This is a genomic window from Corallococcus macrosporus DSM 14697 (genome assembly GCF_002305895.1).
Lineage (GTDB): Bacteria > Myxococcota > Myxococcia > Myxococcales > Myxococcaceae > Myxococcus > Myxococcus macrosporus.
The window spans coordinates 1,100,591-1,113,345 of the sequence record NZ_CP022203.1; the positions used below are offsets into that span (position 1 = coordinate 1,100,591).

At 69.6% G+C, this 12,755-nt stretch carries 14 protein-coding genes; 3 read left to right on the forward strand and 11 right to left on the reverse strand.

Features of this window, described 5'->3' with window-relative positions; genetic code table 11:
* Positions 1 to 33: 33 nt before the first annotated feature.
* Complete coding sequence (locus MYMAC_RS04700) at positions 34 to 1,473, reverse strand: glutamine synthetase family protein (protein ID WP_013935923.1); 1,440 nt, start codon at positions 1,471 to 1,473, stop codon at positions 34 to 36.
* Positions 1,474 to 1,787: 314 nt separating this feature from the next.
* Here MYMAC_RS04700 and MYMAC_RS04705 point away from each other — a divergent pair, with 314 nt between their 5' ends.
* Positions 1,788 to 2,594 (forward strand): alpha/beta hydrolase family protein, encoded by an 807-nt coding sequence (locus MYMAC_RS04705; protein ID WP_095957211.1) that lies wholly within the window; start codon positions 1,788 to 1,790, stop codon positions 2,592 to 2,594.
* Positions 2,595 to 2,652: 58 nt separating this feature from the next.
* Here the strand turns inward: MYMAC_RS04705 and MYMAC_RS04710 are convergent, their stop codons facing one another.
* The 9 genes from MYMAC_RS04710 to MYMAC_RS04750 form a co-directional block, all read right to left on the reverse strand.
* On the reverse strand, positions 2,653 to 3,390 hold the full coding sequence (locus MYMAC_RS04710) for an SDR family oxidoreductase (RefSeq protein WP_095957212.1): 738 nt from the start codon (positions 3,388 to 3,390) through the stop codon (positions 2,653 to 2,655).
* Positions 3,368 to 4,762 (reverse strand): FAD-dependent oxidoreductase, encoded by a 1,395-nt coding sequence (locus tag MYMAC_RS04715; RefSeq protein WP_095957213.1) that lies wholly within the window; start codon positions 4,760 to 4,762, stop codon positions 3,368 to 3,370. Before MYMAC_RS04715 ends, MYMAC_RS04710 begins: the two co-directional genes overlap by 23 nt.
* Entirely contained in the window at positions 4,755 to 6,035 is a 1,281-nt protein-coding gene (gene kynU, locus MYMAC_RS04720) for a kynureninase (protein WP_095957214.1), read from the reverse strand. The genes MYMAC_RS04715 and kynU overlap by 8 nt, the downstream gene beginning before the upstream one ends.
* On the reverse strand, positions 6,032 to 7,048 hold the full coding sequence (locus tag MYMAC_RS04725; protein WP_095957215.1) for an amidohydrolase family protein: 1,017 nt from the start codon (positions 7,046 to 7,048) through the stop codon (positions 6,032 to 6,034). Before MYMAC_RS04725 ends, kynU begins: the two co-directional genes overlap by 4 nt.
* Positions 7,045 to 7,569, reverse strand: coding sequence for a 3-hydroxyanthranilate 3,4-dioxygenase (nbaC, locus tag MYMAC_RS04730; RefSeq protein WP_095957216.1), 525 nt, complete (start codon positions 7,567 to 7,569; stop codon positions 7,045 to 7,047). Before nbaC ends, MYMAC_RS04725 begins: the two co-directional genes overlap by 4 nt.
* Positions 7,570 to 8,001, reverse strand: a complete 432-nt coding sequence (locus tag MYMAC_RS04735; RefSeq protein WP_095957217.1) for a RidA family protein — start codon at positions 7,999 to 8,001, stop codon at positions 7,570 to 7,572. It abuts the gene before it with no gap.
* Positions 8,002 to 8,031: 30 nt separating this feature from the next.
* Positions 8,032 to 9,474, reverse strand: coding sequence for an aldehyde dehydrogenase (locus MYMAC_RS04740; protein WP_095957218.1), 1,443 nt, complete (start codon positions 9,472 to 9,474; stop codon positions 8,032 to 8,034).
* 289 nt (positions 9,475 to 9,763) lie between these two features.
* Positions 9,764 to 10,039, reverse strand: a complete 276-nt coding sequence (locus MYMAC_RS04745; protein ID WP_095957219.1) for a DUF2243 domain-containing protein — start codon at positions 10,037 to 10,039, stop codon at positions 9,764 to 9,766.
* The gene (locus tag MYMAC_RS04750) at positions 10,036 to 10,293 is read right to left on the reverse strand and encodes a hypothetical protein (protein ID WP_013935911.1); all 258 of its coding nucleotides are present in this window, start codon (positions 10,291 to 10,293) and stop codon (positions 10,036 to 10,038) included. The genes MYMAC_RS04745 and MYMAC_RS04750 overlap by 4 nt, the downstream gene beginning before the upstream one ends.
* Before the next feature lie 182 nt (positions 10,294 to 10,475).
* On the opposite strand from MYMAC_RS04750, the gene MYMAC_RS04755 reads away from it, so the two are divergent.
* Positions 10,476 to 11,258 (forward strand): SDR family NAD(P)-dependent oxidoreductase, encoded by a 783-nt coding sequence (locus tag MYMAC_RS04755; RefSeq protein ID WP_095957220.1) that lies wholly within the window; start codon positions 10,476 to 10,478, stop codon positions 11,256 to 11,258.
* 18 nt (positions 11,259 to 11,276) lie between these two features.
* On the opposite strand, the gene MYMAC_RS04760 is transcribed toward MYMAC_RS04755, so the two are convergent.
* Positions 11,277 to 11,885 (reverse strand): outer membrane beta-barrel protein, encoded by a 609-nt coding sequence (locus tag MYMAC_RS04760; protein WP_013935909.1) that lies wholly within the window; start codon positions 11,883 to 11,885, stop codon positions 11,277 to 11,279.
* A gap of 83 nt (positions 11,886 to 11,968) precedes the next feature.
* On the opposite strand from MYMAC_RS04760, the gene MYMAC_RS04765 reads away from it, so the two are divergent.
* Positions 11,969 to 12,754 (forward strand): 2-keto-4-pentenoate hydratase, encoded by a 786-nt coding sequence (locus MYMAC_RS04765; protein ID WP_095957221.1) that lies wholly within the window; start codon positions 11,969 to 11,971, stop codon positions 12,752 to 12,754.
* Position 12,755 lies beyond the last annotated feature (1 nt).

Sequence of the window (12,755 nt, forward strand, 5' to 3'; positions counted from 1 at the left end):
CCTTGAAGTCCGGCGGTGCGCGGACGCCCGCTCCTAGAACTGGCTCCAGAGGTACTGGTTGGTCACCTCGTGGTGGAACACGATTTCGGAGTACTTCACGCGGTTGCCCAGCTGCTTCGGGCTGCGCTCGGCCGTGGACGTCTTCAGCTCGGCGAACTTGCCCTGCACGTTCTCACCGAGGATGGACGACACGAACTGGCTGCTCTTGAAGAGGCGGATGGCGTCGAAGATGTTGTCCGGCAGGAAGCGGGTGCGGCTGCGCTTGGTCTCCGCGTCCTCCTGCGGCTGCGGGCCCTCCAGGCCGGTGCGCAGCAGGGTGTAGAGCACCAGGTACGGGTTGGCGTCCGGGGCCACCGAGCGGCACTCGACGCGCGCGCTGCGCTCGTTGCCGAAGGGGATTCGCACCATGGCGCCGCGGTTGTTGGCGCTGGCCTTGATCTGGTTGGGCGCCTCGTAGTGCGGGTCCAGGCGGCGGTACGCGTTCACGCTGGAGTTGAGCGTGAGGCAGATATCGTTCGCGTTGTTGAGGATGCGGTCGATGAACTCCCAGCCCATGGCGCTGAGGCCGTCCTGGCCGTCCTTGTCGTAGAACAGGTTCTTCCCGCCCTTGGACAGCGACATGTTCACGTGCATGCCGTTGCCGTTGACGCCCGTCACCGGCTTCGGGAGGAAGCTGGCGGTGCAGTCGAGCTGCGCGGCCACCTGACGGGCGAGCAGCTTGTAGAGCTGAATCTGGTCGGCCGCGACGAGGGCCTCGCTGTACGAGAAGTTGATCTCGAACTGGCTGGGCGCCACCTCGGGGTGGTCCTTCTCGTTCTGGAAGCCCATGGCGCGCTGGGCCTCGGCCACCTTGTCGATGAAGGTGCGCAGCACGTCGCCGGGCAGCGAGTGGTAGTAGCCGCCGATGGAGATGAAGTCGAAGCGGCCGACCTCGTGGTAGTGGCGCTCGGCGTCGCGGCCCTTGAAGAGGAAGCCCTCGATTTCGGGCGCCGCGTGGAACACCGTGCCGTCCTTCTGGTACATGGCCTCGGTGATCTGCTTGAGCTTGCCGCGCAGGTCGGCGTGGTACGGCGTGCCGTCACGCTCCAGCACCTCGCTGAACACCAGCACCTTGCCCGGGCCGAAGATGTCCGAGGGCAGCCAGTAGAAGGCGCCCCAGTCGATGTTCAGCCGCAGGTCGCTCTCCTGCTGCGCGGAGAAGCCCCGGATGGACGAGCCATCAAACGTCAGGTTGTCGGCGCTCTTGATGAGGAACTTCTTGTCGTAGTCCAGCATGTGCAGCCGACCTTCGAGGTCGGTGAAGCACACGGTGACCGCCTTGATGGCGCGTTCCTTGGTCAGGTAGTCGATGCGCTCTTCGCGAATCTTCTCCGGCGCGATGTGCTTGAGACGCTGTTCCTTGACCTTGAGGTTGCGCTCTTCCAACTCGTCGTAGGGGATTTCCAAGAACGTCCGTAGCCCTTTCGCGTCCATTGTCCGTACCTCCCAAGCCGGGTTCCTCGCCGTCGGTGCGGCGGAAGGAATCCGTGGACGCAGGTATTTACATTTGCGGGTGTGAAATCAAGTCTAAATCCACGAACACCAAGCCTAAAACCTTTGCGGTGAAACCTTCAAGTCCCTCCGGATGACACTTGAGCCTACCACGGAGGCCCTTGGATTGGTGGCCGGTGGACAGTGAAATGGGCGTTGTTAACGCGATGCGTCATGGGGCCAGGGGCACGTCCGCGTTGCCGGGCGCCATGTCGTGTGCACGGAGGGCGGCGGACGCAAGGGAGTAGGCTCGCTTCATGAGCTCGATGTGGGTCCTGGAGACGCCCGCGCCCGCCGCGGATGCGCGCATCGCGTATGGCGCGGAGCCTCACCAGTTCGGAGACCTCCGCGTCCCAGCGGGGCCGGGCCCGCACCCCGTCGTGGTCGTCGTCCATGGTGGCTTCTGGCGCGCGAAGTACGGGTTGGAGCACGCCGGCCACCTGTGCGCGGATTTGACCGCGCGCGGCTTCGCGACGTGGAGCCTGGAGTACCGCCGCGTGGGGCATGAAGGCGGCGGCTGGCCCGGCACCCTGGAGGACGTGGGGCAGGGCGCCGACTTCCTGCGCACGCTCGCGCAGGCGCATGCGCTGGACCTGTCGCGCGTCGTGGCGCTGGGCCACTCGGCGGGTGGGCACCTGGTGGCATGGCTGGCGGCCCGGCACCGGCTGCCTTCGGGGCATGTGCTTCACGGGGAGGCGCCGCTGCCGCTGCGCGGCGTGGTGCCGCTGGCGGGCGTCGTGGACCTGGCCCGCGCCTTCGCGCACCGGTTGGGGGACGGCATCGTGGAGACCTTCCTGGGCGGCACGCCGGCCTCGGTGCCGGAGCGCTATCGCGGCGCTTCACCCGCCGCGCTCCAGCCGCTGGGCGTGCCCCAGGTGCTCGTCCACGGAACGGCGGACGACACCGTGCCCGTGTTGATGAGCGAGGACTTCTGCGCGCGTGGCCGCGAGCTGGGGGACGACGTCCGCTGCGTCACCCTGCCGGGCGCGGGGCACTTCGAGGTCATCGACCCGCGCTCAAGGGAGTGGCCCCACGTCGTGGCCGCGGTGCAGGCCTTGATGTGAGGCTTTGCCAGCACCGGACGCGCGTGGCGCCCGGCGAGGTCCGCGTCGTCTGACGTGCTCAGAAGCCGCGCTGCGCGCCGCCGTCCACCGCGATGGACTGGCCGGTGATGTACGACGCCTGCTCGGAGGCGAGGAACGCGGTGAGCGCGGCCAGCTCCTCCGGGCGGCCCAGCCGCCGCGCGGGAATCTGCGGCGCCACCTTCTCGTCCGTCAGCCCGAGCTGCTGCATGCGCTCGGTGGCGTGGTAGCCCGGCAGCACCGCGTTGAGCGTGACGCCGTGCTGCGCCACCTCGTTGCTCACCGTCTTCACCAGCCCGAGCAGGCCCGCGCGCAGGCCGTTGGAGATGGTCAGGTTGTTCATCGCCTCGCGCGCGGCCAATGACGTCACCAGGACGACGCGGCCCCACTGGCGCTCCTTCATCCCCGGGAGCACCGCCTGGATGCCGTCCACCGCGGCCATCCACAGGCTCTGGAAGCCGAGCTGCCACTGCTCCGCCGTCAGCGACTCGAAGCCGCCCGCCGGCGGCCCGCCCGTGTTCACCACCAGGACGTCCACGCCGCCCAGCTTCGCGGTGACAGCCTCCACCAGCGCCTTCGCGGCCCCGGGCTGCGTCAAGTCACACGGCACCGCGAGCGCCGCGCCCAGCTTCTTCGCGGCCTGCTCCAGCTTGTCGCCGCCGCGCGAGCAGATGGCCACCGTGGCGCCTTCCTTCACCAGCGCCTCCGCGATGGCGTAGCCCAGCCCCGCGGACGCGCCCATCACCAGCGCGCGCCTACCCTTCAGTCCGAAATCCATCCGCGTGCTCCTTCATGAATGGCGTCAGCCGGCTCCGGATGAGCTCCGCCGCGCGCTTCAGGTCCACGTCCTCCGCCCGCGTCAGCCCCTCGCTCAGCTCGGCGACGATGCCGTCCGTCAGCGCGCCCACCTGGTAGGCCAGCCGGTACGGCACGCGGCTGAAGCTCACCAGCGAGTAGCGGCCGACGAACTCGCCCGGGAAGGCGTTGAGCAGCACCTTCTCCACGGCCTTCCGGAACTGGAAGCGCGGGTCGCCGGCGCTGTCGCGCATCTCCACGAAGTTCTCCACCGCCATGTCGGCGATGGCGTCCGCGTTCGTCTTGCGCAGGCGCTCGAACGCCGTGAAGACCTGCTCCCAGCCGCCCCCCTGGCCCAGCAGCGCGTCCAGGACGACGCAGTCCTCGAAGCCGCAGTTCATCCCCTGGCCGAAGAAGGGGACGATGGCGTGCGCCGCGTCACCCAGCAGCAGCGTCTGCCCGCCCACGTGCCAGGGCGCGCCCTTCACCGTCACCATGCTGCCCGTGGGGCGCGAGAAGAACGCCTCCACCAGGTCTGGGATGAGCGCCTTCGCGTCCGGGAACTGCGCGTCGAAGAACGCCGACAGCGTCTCGGGCGTGTCCAGCGAGGCGAAGCTCACCGGCCCCTGCCAGGGCAGGAACAGCGTGCAGGTGAAGCTGCCGTCCTCGTTGGGCAGCGCAATCAGCATGAAGGTGCCGCGCGGCCAGATGTGCAGCGCGTGCTTCTCCATCTGGAACGTGCCGCCCGGGCCCGCCGGAATCGTCAGCTCCTTGTACCCGTGGCCAAGCTGCTCCTGCGTGCCCGTGAAGTCCGGCCGCTGCTCCAGCGCCTGCCGGATGGCGGAGGCGGAGCCGTCCGTGCCGAACACCACGCGGCCGGGCTCCTGGCGCACCTGCCCGGTGGCGTCGTCGTGCACCGTGAGCGCGCCCGAGCCGAAGTCCACCTGCGTCACCCGCTGCTTGAAGCGGATGTTCACCTGGCCGGTGGCCTCGGCCGCCGTCATCAGGAAGGCGTTCAGCCACGCGCGGGACAGCGAGTTGATGTGCTGCGAGTCGTCCTTGCCATAGGGCTGGTAGACGAGCGCGCCCTGGGGCGGGTGGATCATCCGCCCGCGCATGGGGATGGCGTGCTTCAGCGCCTCGTCTTCCAGACCCACCTGCCGCAAGGCGTGCAGTCCGCGCGTGGAGATGGCCAGGTTGATGGAGCGGCCCCCGTCGACCGTTTCACGGCGCATGTCCGGCCGCCGCTCCAGCAGCTCCACCGGGTGGCCCCGGCGCGCGAGGTAGATGGAGAGCAGCGAGCCCACCAGCCCCGCGCCCACCACCGTGACGGTGTCCTTCCGAGGCTCACTCACGGGCGTAGCCTTCCAGGGCCTTCACGAAGCGGTACACGTCCGTGAAGGAGTTGTAGAGCGGCGCGGGGGCGGCGCGGATGATGTCCGGCTTGCGGAAGTCGCAGACGATGCCCGCGTCGCCCATCCGCTTGAGCAGGCCCTGGGGCTCGCCGCGGAAGCGCAGGGAGAGCTGGGCGCCGCGCTGCTTCACGTCCCGGGGGGTGGTGATGCGCACGAAGCCCTGGGGCAGCTTGTCCAACAGGAACTCCAAATAGCCGGTGAGCCGCTCGCTCTTGGCGCGCAGCGCGGCCATGCCCGCCTGGTCGAACAGCTCCAGGGACGCGCGCAGCGCCGCGAGCTGGAAGATGGGCGGGTTGGAGAGCTGCCAGCCCTCCGCGCCCGGCAGCGCGTGGAAGGTGGGCCCCATCTGGAAGCGCGTCTGCTTGTCGTGGCCCCACCAGCCCTCGAAGCGGGGCAGGTCCTTGGTGTGCGCGTGCCGCTCGTGGACGAACACGCCGCCCAGCGCGCCCGGGCCGGCGTTGAGGTACTTGTACGAGCACCACACCGCGAAGTCCGGCCCGTCGTCGTGCAGCGACAGCTTCAGGTTGCCCGCGCCGTGCGCCAGGTCGAAGCCGACGAGGCAGCCCTTGGCGTGCGCGGCCTTCGTAATCGCGGCCAGGTCGAAGGCCTGCCCGGTGAGGTAGTTCACGCTGCCCAGCATCACCAGCGCAACCTCGTGGCCGTGGCGCTCGAGCGTGTCGAGGATGTCCTCGGTGCGCAGCGTCTCCTCGCCCTCGCGCGGCTTCAGCTCCAGCACGGCCTCGCGGGCGTCGTGGCCGTGGAAGCGCGCCTGCGAGGCCACGGCGTACTGGTCCGACGGGAAGGCGCCGGCCTCCACCAGGATTTTGAAGCGCTCCTTCGTGGGCCGGTAGAACGACACCATCATCAGGTGCAGGTTCACCGACAGGGTGTTCATCACCACGACTTCCAGCGGCTTGGCGCCCACCAGCCGCGCCGCCTGCTCGGTGACGAGCTCGTGGTAGTGCAGCCACGGGTGACGGCCGTGGTGGTGGCCCTCCACGCCCAGCCGCGCCCAGTCCTCCAGCTCCTCCTGGATGTAGCGCGCGGCGTTGCGCGGCTGGAGCCCCAGCGAGTTGCCCGCCAGGTACACCACCGGCTTGCCGTCCGGCCCCGGCGGGAAGTGGAACGCGTCGCGGTAGCCGCGCAGCGCGTCCTCCGCGTCCAGCGTGTGGGCAAAGGCCTCGGTGTCCTCGAAGGCGTGCGGCGTCGTCATGGTGCGAAGTCCTCGGGGGCGCGTCCCAGCCAATCGAAGGCGTTGCGCCAGAGCAGCCGCTCACGCGCGGCGGGCTCCAGCTCGGTCAGGGACTCGATGAGCGTGCCCGGGCGGTCCTCGCCCAGGGGGAAGGGGTAGTCACTGCCGAGCGCCACCTTGTCCTGGCCGAAGAGCCGGACGATGTAGCGCAGCGCGTCCGCGTCATGGACCAGCGAGTCCACCCAGAAGCGGCCCAGGTAGTCCCGGGGCGGCACCTTGTTGTCCACGGCGACCAGGTCCGGCCGGGCCTCGAAGCCGTGCTGAATCCGGCCGAGCGTGTGCGGGAACGCGCCGCCGCCGTGCGCGAAGGCGAAGCGCAGCCTGGGCAGCCGCTCCAGCACGCCGCCGAAGATGACGGAGCAGATGGCCAGCGACACCTCGGCCGGCATGCCCACCAGCCACGGCAGCCAGTACTTCTGCATCTTCGCCTCGCCCATCATGTCCCAGGGGTGGACGAAGACGGCCGCGCCCAGGTCGCTCGCGGCCTCGAAGAAGGGGAACAGCGCCGGGTCGGACAGGTTCCAGTCGTTGACGTGCGAGCCAATCTGCACGCCCGAGAAGCCCAGCTCCTTCACGCACCGCTCCAGCTCGCGGATGGCCAACTCCGGCGACTGGAGCGGCACCGTGCCCAGGCCCACGAAGCGCTTGGGGTGCGCCTGCACCACGGAGGCCAGGTGGTCGTTGAGGAAGCGCGACAGGTCCGCGCCGTGCTCGGGCTTCGTCCAGTAGCCGAACATCACGGGGATGGTGGACAGCACCTGGACGTGGACGCCGGCCGCGTCGCACTCCTCGATGCGCTTCACCGGGTCCCAGCAGTTGCTCTCGATTTCGCGGAAGAACTTGCCGTCATCCCGGAGCATGCGCGCGCGGCAGGGCGCGTGGTGGTCCAGGGTGATGAAGCCGCCGTAGCCGTAGCGCTCGGCGAAGCGCGGCAGGTTGGCGGGGAGGAGGTGCGTGTGGATGTCGACCTTCAACGGGCGGAGCCTCCCTTGACCACCTTCGTCCCGCACTTCTTGCAGGTGCAGTTGTCGGGGTTGCCGTAGAAGTGCTCGAAGATGGGCGGAAGCTGCGTCACCAGGTCGGTGACGTGCACGAACTCCTCGTAGAGCTTCTCGCCGCACTGCGGGCACAGCCACATGAAGCCGTCCAGCTCCTTCGGCTGGCGGCGGCGCTCCAGCACCAGCCCCACCGTGCCCGCGGGGCGCTGCGGCGAGTGCGGCACGTTGGGCGGCAGCAGGAAGATTTCGCCTTCGTGGATGGGGATGTCCTGGACCTGGCCCTCGTCGATGACCCGCAGGTTCATCGTGCCCTCGAGCTGGTAGAAGAACTCCTCGCCCTCGTTGATGTGGAAGTCCGTGCGCGCGTTCGGGCCACCGACGACGGTGACCATGAACTCGCGGTCCGCCCACACCTGCTGGTTGCCCACGGGGGGCTTGAGCAGGTGGCGGTGCTCATCAATCCACTTCTTGAAGTTGATGGGAGTCAGGCGGCCCATTCATTCACCTCCGATGGTGGCGATGCACTTGAGCTCGATGGCAATCGGCGTGGGCAGCCGGTTGATTTCGAGCGTGGTCCGGCACGGCGGGTCGTCCTTGAAGTACTCCGCCCACAGCCGGTTGTAGGTGGGGAAGTCCTTCTTCATGTCGGTGAGGTACACCGTCACGTCCACCAGCTTGTCCCAGGACGAGCCCGCGTCCTCCAGGATGTAGCGGACGTTGCGGAACACCGAGTGGCACTGCGCCTCGATGTCGTACGAGACGATGTTGCCCTCCGCGTCCAGCTCCACGCCGGGAATCTTCTTCGTGCCGCGCTCGCGCGGGCCCACGCCGGACAGGAACAGGAGGTTGCCCACGCGGCGGGCGTGGGGGTACAGGCCCACCGGCTCCGGGGCCTTCTGCGAATCGACGCGTTCGCTGTCACTGCTCACGGCGTGCTCCTCACGTTGGGGGCAGGGGGTTCACAGCTTGATGCAGATGTTCTTCGGCTCGGTGAAGAAGCGCAGCGCGTCCCAGCCGCCCTCGCGGCCCACGCCGGAGTCCTTCACGCCGCCAAACGGCGTGCGCAAATCGCGCAGCATCCACGTGTTCACCCAGACGATGCCGCTGTGCAGCCGCGAGGCGAAGCGGTGCGCGCGCTTCACGTCCTGGGTCCACACGCTGGCGGCCAGGCCGTACTTCGTGGCGTTGGCCCACGCCAGCACCTCGTCCTCCGAGTCGAAGGGCATGATGCTGGCCACCGGGCCGAAGATTTCTTCCTGGTTGGTGCGGCAGCCCGCGTCCAGCCCTTCAAGGAGGGTGGGCTCCACGAACCAGCCGTCGCGGCAGCGCCCGGGCACGCTGGCGCGCTGTCCGCCGGTGAGGACGCGGCCGCCCTCCTGCTTCGCCAGGCTCACGTAGCCCAGCACCTTGTCGAAGTGCTGCTGCGACACCAGCGCGCCCTGGTCCGTGCCCGCCTCCAGCGGGTCACCCACCTTGAGCGCGCGCGTGCGCTCCACCAGCGCCTCCTTGAAGCGCGCGTAGAGGGGCCGCTGCACGAAGATGCGCGGGCCGCAGAGGCAGATCTGCCCCTGGTTGGCGAAGGACGAGCGCAGCGTGGTGGCCAGGGCCTCGTCGAAGTCGCAGTCCGCGAAGACGACGTTGGGATTCTTCCCGCCCATCTCCAGCGACAGCTTCTTGAAGGCGGGCGCGGCCACGCGCGCAATCTCCGCGCCGGTGCGGGTGCTGCCGGTGAAGGAGATGGCGCTGATGTCCGGGTGCTCGCTCATCGCGGCGCCCACCTTGGGGCCCAGGCCGTGCACCAGGTTGAGCACGCCCGGCGGCAGGCCCACGTCGCGGCAGACCTGGGCCAGCAGGTACGCCGTCATCGGCGTCACCTCGGACGGCTTGGCCACCACGCAGTTCCCCATGGCGAGCGCCGGCGCAATCTTCCAGGACAGCAGGTAGAGCGGCAGGTTCCACGGGGAGATGCAGCCCACCACGCCCAGCGGCGCGCGCAGGGTGTAGTTGAGGGCCACGTCGTCCGTCTGGTGCGCCTCGCTGGAGAACTGCGTCACCGCGTCCGCGAAGAACTCGAAGTTGAGGATGCTGCGCGGGATGTCCACCGTGGAGGCGACCGACAGCGGCTTGCCGGTGTCGATGGACTCCGCGCGGGCGAAGGCGTCCAGGCGGCTCCGGATGCCGTCCGCGATGCGACGCAGCCAGCGCGAGCGCTCGGTGGCCGGCGTGGCGGCCCAGGCGGGGAAGGCCCGCGCGGCGGCCTCCACCGCGCGCTGGACGTCGGCCGCGTCGGAGTCCGGCACCTGGGCATACGTCTCGGCCGTGGCGGGCTCGGGCTTGTCCAGCCACGCGCCGCCGCGCGCGGGCAGCAGCTCACCGCCGATGTAGTTGAGCACCTTCTCCATGGACGAGCCCTCCGGTTGTGCCTGCCCACGGACGGCGACGGGCGAGCCCCGCCAACCCCTCCGGGAGAGGGCGCGCAATGTACGCCGCCCCTCCGTGCCTCACCAGCATCACGCGCGCCCGCAGTCCACTGTCATCGAATCGTGGCTGCCCGCCTGGACGCCTCGTGGAATGCCGCACTGCGCGAACGCGCGCGGACCACCAGCACCCCGTGTGGAACGCAGGGCAGGGCGCGCGCTCGCCGCGAGGGCTCTCCGGCCCTGGCCTCGCGGTCCGGGGCGGGATGGGCCGTCAGGTGCGCGTGGACCAGGGGACGTCGGAGCGCTGGCCCGCGCGCCAGAGCGCCCACACGCCCGCCAGCGTCACCAGCCAGGTGAAGGCATGGAAGAGGCCGTCCCAGAACATGTTCACCTTGATGTTCACCACGTCGTCGGGCGGCAGGGGCGTGGAGAGCATGTGGTGCCACTGGAGGATCTGGTGCAGGAGGATGCCGTCCACGAAGCCGCCCAGGCCCACGCCCAGCAGCAGGCCCGCGAGCACCAGCGGCCCCCGGTTCCCCGCGCTCATCGCGCGCGCTCCTGGCCGCGGCTCCGCGCACGCTGCCTCAGGGGCACGGCCGCGGGCGCCGCCCTCGCGGCGAGCACCAGCGCGCACACGATGAGCAGGAGGACGAGGAAGGGCAGGACGGTGAGCGAAAGGCGGCCCCAGAAATGCTCGTCGAGGATTCCCGCCACCACCTCGGGCCGGCAGGTGGGGCATGCCGAGGCCGCGGAGGCCGTCAGCAGCGCGGTGGTGATGCCGGTGGAGATTCCCCGCCCCATGTGTCGCCCCCTTCAGATGGAGGGGAAGCTCGCCACCCCGCCTGGCCACGGCAAGCCGACGCCGCGGCCCCATCGCGGCCAGGCCGCCCGTCAGCCCCGCCCGCCGGGGCGGCTGGCTGTGTCCGGGGGAGGCCACCGCGCCCGGGCGGCTCGGCTATAAGGCGGCTCCTGGAGGAGACACCATGTCGCGGAAAGTGGCGCTCATCACCGGAGCCTCGGCGGGTTTGGGAGAGCAGTTCGCACACCTGTTCGCGAAGGACGGGCACGACGTCATCCTGGTCGCGCGCAGCGCTCCGCGCCTGGAGGCGCTGGCGGCGAAGCTGGAGCAGGCGCACGGGGTGAAGGCGCACGTCTTCCCGGCGGACCTGGGACGGCCGGAGTCCCCGGAGCAGCTCTTCGACGCGGTGCGCGCGCGCGGGCTCGCGGTGGAGTTCCTGGTGAACAACGCGGGCTTCGGCTCCTGCGGCCCCTTCCTGGAGCAGGAGCTGGCGCGCGAGGCGGAGATGGTGGAGGTCAACTGCACCGCGCTCTTGAAGCTGTCTCACCTGTTCGCGCGGCCCATGCGCGAGCGGGGCAGCGGGCGCATCCTCAACGTCGCCTCCACCGCGGGCTTCCAACCCGGGCCCTTCATGGCCACGTACTTCGCCACCAAGGCCTTCGTGGTCTCCCTGTCGGAGGCGCTGGCCCACGAGCTGAAGGGCACGGGCGTGACGGTGACGTGCCACTGCCCGGGCGCCACGCACACGGAGTTCACCCAGCGGGCGGGCAATGGCCAGACGCGCTTGTTCCAGCGCTCCGGCGTGGCGAAGGCGGAGGACGTGGCCGCTCATGCCTACGCGATGATGATGCGCGGCCGGGTGCTCGCCATCCATGGACTGCTCAACTGGGCGGGGACCATGGGCGCGCGCCTCGGCCCGCGCGGGGTGGTGCGCGCGCTGGCGGCCAGCCTCAACCAGCAGGGCTGAGGCTGGCGGCGCTTCGCGTCAGTTGTACGTCGCGGACAGGACGATGGCCACGTTGGTGACGTTCCAACTGTCGTTGTTGCTGTCGTCCCGGATGCGGCCCAGCGCCAGCTCGGCGCCGATGCCCAGGCCCCAGTTCTTGCTGACCCACCACTCCTTGCCGATGCCCAGGTGCAGGCCGCCGCCCAGGTCCGTCTCGGCAATCGTCTCACCCTGCTCGCTGATGGAGAGCTGGGTGTAGCTGATGGCGCCGGACAGGTAGATGTTGGCGGGCATGAAGTAATAGGTGACGCCCAGGCCCACCGCGCCCAGGTTCTGGCTCCACTCCTCGTTCGCGTTGTCGACGGAGAGGTCCCCCACCTGGATGCTCGGGTTGGGCGAGGCGGCGCCGTAGAACTTGCCGTAGAGGATGAGGTTGTTGACGAGCGCGAAGCCGATTTCGGCGTTGATGTTGCCGCTGGCGCCCTTCACCGCCACTTCGGGCGTGAAGTCGGCCGCCGAGGCCCGGAGATAGCCGCCGCCCACCTGCAGGCGCAGATAGAAACCGTCATGAACGTGCTCGTCGTATTCCTGGGCGCTCGCGGTGGTGGCGCTGAAGAGCAGGGCCGCGATGATGCTGGGGTATCGCATGAGAACAACTCCTTCGGAGAATCCCACCCGGCCGGGGTTCCGCGCTATGTAGCACGGCCGGAACGACCAAGAGAGGGCAGGGGATGACCGCGACCGTGGACCATGAGGCATTGGCACACACGTTGGATTCGGCCAGGTTGGAGCGGCGCGAGGTGGCGCCCCTCACCCGCGAGCACCCCACGCTGAGCGTGCCGGACGCCTACGCCATCCAGGAGGCCGGCATCCGGCTGCGCCTGTCCCACGGCGAGCGCGTGGTGGGCCTCAAGATGGGGCTCACCTCCGAGGCCAAGCGCAAGCAGATGAACCTGGACTCGCCCGTGTATGGCGTGCTCACGGACCGGATGCAGATTCCCGCGGACGGCGTCATCCAGCTCTCGCAGGGGGTCCACCCCAAAATCGAGCCGGAGATTGCCTTCCGCACCGCGCGCGAGCTGCGCGGCACGGTGACGCGCGACCAGGTGCTGGACGCCTGTGAGTCCGTGTTCGCGGCGATGGAAATCCTCGACTCGCGCTACCGCGACTTCAAGTACTTCTCCCTGCCGGACGTGGTGGCGGACAACGCGTCGTCCTCGCTGTTCGTGCTGGGCACCACCGAGCACCCGCCGCGCGCGTTGGATTTGACGCGGCTGGAGATGACGATGTCCGTGAACGGCGAGCCCGCGCAATCCGCCCGCTCGGACGCCATCTCCGGCGACCCCGTCGTCTCCGTCATCCAGCTCTGCGAGCTGCTGGCCCAGCGCGGCCAGGTGCTGCCGGCGGGCAGCATCGTGCTGGCGGGCGCCGCCACCGCCGCGCACATGCTGCGCCCGGGAGACCGGGTGCAGCTCACGGTGGAGGGGCTGGGCATCGTGGCGGTGTCCGCCGAATAGC

Coding starts and splice junctions, on each gene's coding strand:
- MYMAC_RS04700 (WP_013935923.1), bottom strand. CDS start 1,473: ATGGACGCGAAAGGGCTACGGACGTTCTTGGAAATCCCCTACGACGAG.
- MYMAC_RS04705 (WP_095957211.1), top strand. CDS start 1,788: ATGAGCTCGATGTGGGTCCTGGAGACGCCCGCGCCCGCCGCGGATGCG.
- MYMAC_RS04710 (WP_095957212.1), bottom strand. CDS start 3,390: ATGGATTTCGGACTGAAGGGTAGGCGCGCGCTGGTGATGGGCGCGTCC.
- kynU (WP_095957214.1), bottom strand. CDS start 6,035: ATGACGACGCCGCACGCCTTCGAGGACACCGAGGCCTTTGCCCACACG.
- nbaC (WP_095957216.1), bottom strand. CDS start 7,569: ATGGGCCGCCTGACTCCCATCAACTTCAAGAAGTGGATTGATGAGCAC.
- MYMAC_RS04740 (WP_095957218.1), bottom strand. CDS start 9,474: ATGGAGAAGGTGCTCAACTACATCGGCGGTGAGCTGCTGCCCGCGCGC.
- MYMAC_RS04745 (WP_095957219.1), bottom strand. CDS start 10,039: ATGAGCGCGGGGAACCGGGGGCCGCTGGTGCTCGCGGGCCTGCTGCTG.
- MYMAC_RS04750 (WP_013935911.1), bottom strand. CDS start 10,293: ATGGGGCGGGGAATCTCCACCGGCATCACCACCGCGCTGCTGACGGCC.
- MYMAC_RS04755 (WP_095957220.1), top strand. CDS start 10,476: ATGTCGCGGAAAGTGGCGCTCATCACCGGAGCCTCGGCGGGTTTGGGA.
- MYMAC_RS04760 (WP_013935909.1), bottom strand. CDS start 11,885: ATGCGATACCCCAGCATCATCGCGGCCCTGCTCTTCAGCGCCACCACC.
- MYMAC_RS04765 (WP_095957221.1), top strand. CDS start 11,969: ATGACCGCGACCGTGGACCATGAGGCATTGGCACACACGTTGGATTCG.